Origin of the sequence: Serratia sp. (in: enterobacteria) (assembly GCF_051654945.1) — a bacterium.
Classification (GTDB): domain Bacteria; phylum Pseudomonadota; class Gammaproteobacteria; order Enterobacterales; family Enterobacteriaceae; genus Chania.
The window spans coordinates 1-1,480 of the sequence record NZ_JBOFZA010000045.1; the positions used below are offsets into that span (position 1 = coordinate 1).

Annotated in this window: 2 protein-coding genes; both read left to right on the top strand. The window is 54.1% G+C overall.

The window, feature by feature from the left end:
* Positions 1-219: 219 nt before the first annotated feature.
* A complete protein-coding gene (locus ACRDCA_RS07870) occupies positions 220-936 on the top strand; it encodes a pentapeptide repeat-containing protein (protein ID WP_438689032.1) in 717 nt (238 codons plus the stop codon).
* A 93-nt stretch (positions 937-1,029) separates the two neighbouring features.
* A partial coding sequence (locus ACRDCA_RS07875) for an IS6 family transposase (protein ID WP_438689033.1) occupies positions 1,030-1,480 on the top strand: 451 nt, incomplete at its 3' end.

Sequence of the window (1,480 nt, forward strand, 5' to 3'; positions counted from 1 at the left end):
TGCGTCGCAAAGCCTCGGGCACGTGGCCGGGAACCGATAAGCACTCTGTAACACCTCATCCGTGCATCAACGCCGAATTCTGATATTAATCATTTTTCTCCGCAATAAAAATGTCCTGTACAGACAATAACGCACAGGAGAAAAACAATGAGCAGCATTTCACCTCTGACCAGCAGCATGCGGCAAATTGCGCAGACGAGTATGAGTGGGGGGGCCTCAATGAAAGAGTTAGGCAGCCTCAGAGGAATTGGCGAACATCTGATTTACCTGTTTACCTTCGGGCAGGTGGACAGGGGACGCGAGCGGCTTGAGATGTTTACTAAGCTGGCGGGGAACCTGGTGTCGCTGGGAAGTAAGGATGGTGCCCTGGCGTGCCAGTTCAGGGATCCAGATAACGAGGACCAGCTTATTCGTATAACTATCTGGAAGAACCAGATACACGCAGAAGTTATAAACACAAAGATCCGTGTAGTAGAGAAGTCAGATGACCTGTTCGCCGACATCAATACATCCCATGCCAAGATGACCGGTCTGCTGCTGAAGCTATATAGAGATATAACCGGAAAAACGAATGACGCCAGCATGGGTTGCCGAGTAAACGAGGACGGAACTGACCTACAGGGGGTTAACTTGGAGGGAGTTGACCTGCCGGGGGCTCACCTGGAGGGGGCTGACCTACGGAAGGCTAACATGAGCCATCTTTACCTGGCGGGGGTTCACCTGGAGGGGGCTGACCTACGGAAGGCTGATCTGTGGGGGTCTAGCCTAGAGCGCGCTGACCTACGGAAAGCTGACCTACGGGGGACTGTCCTAGACTGGGCTAGCATGGCGGGGGCTAAGCTGGCGGGGGCAAAAATTTCGCGGGAAAATTATGACTGGGCTAAGGCGCACGGGGCATATGTAGACGGGGCAATAATATGCCCCCCCGAAGAGTAATGCCGTGTAGTGGCATTGTCATGAAAACGGCAGGTTCTGTCGCATTAAGCCGTCGTCGGGTAATATGCAGCTTTTACAGGGTGTGACCTGACGATGTCTCTGATCCGAAAAGCCTTCCGTCGCCTGCATTATCCCGTCGATGTTATTGCACAGTGTGTACGCTGGTATCTCGCTTATTCACTGAGTCTGCGGAACCTGGAAGAAATGATGGCCGAGCGCGGCGTTATCGTTGACCATTCTACGCTTCGCCGCTGGGTTATCCGCCTGGTGCCGCTGTTGGATAAGGCCTTTCGCCGACATAAACGTCGCGTGGGGCGTCGGTGGCGCATGGACGAAACCTACATCAAAGTTAAAGGCCAATGGAAATACCTGTACCGCGCGGTAGATACCGCAGGTCAAACCATCGACTTCCTGCTGACTGCCAAACGGGACGCCTCAGCCGCGTTGCGCTTCTTTCGCAAGGTCATTCGTCATCAGGGCGAACCGGAGGTCGTGACCATCGATAAAAGCAGCGCGAATACTGCCGCCCTGGCGACACTCAGTG